Genomic DNA, 422 nt, shown 5'->3' with positions numbered 1-422 from the left:
GTGAGCATCGGGACGAGTTTCGCCCGGCCGCGCGCGCACCGGCTCTTCACGGTCCCGGTGGGGACGTCCAGGATCCGGGCGGCTTCGGCGACGGGGTATCCCTGCATGTCCACGAGGACGAGGGCGGCCCGCTGATCGGCCGGGAGGGTGCCGAGAGCGGCCAGCAGCTGCCGGTGGAGGTCCTGGCGCTCCGCCGGAGCCTCGGCGGACTCGTGGGGCTCCAGGAGCCGCTCCAGGCGGTCCGTGTCGTCCAGGGGTGCGGTCTTGCGGGAGGCGGCCTTGCGTGCGCGGTCGAGGCAGGCGTTCACGGTGATGCGGTGCAGCCAGGTCGTGACGGTGGATTCCCCGCGGAAGGTGTGCGCGGCCCGGTAGGCGGAGACGAGGGCGTCCTGTACCGCGTCGGCGGCCTCCTTGCGTTCGCC

The 422-nt window shown here is 73.7% G+C and carries 1 protein-coding gene; it reads right to left on the bottom strand.

What is annotated here, in order from left to right; translation table 11 throughout:
• Nucleotides 1–422: RNA polymerase sigma factor SigM (sigM, locus tag G3I71_RS48435; protein WP_164325354.1), on the bottom strand; the 422-nt coding region annotated here is incomplete at both ends.

Origin of the sequence: Streptomyces sp. SID12501 (assembly GCF_010550245.1) — a bacterium.
In the GTDB taxonomy this organism is placed as follows: Bacteria; Actinomycetota; Actinomycetes; order Streptomycetales; family Streptomycetaceae; genus Streptomyces.
This window is presented reverse-complemented; position numbering and strand designations above follow the sequence as displayed.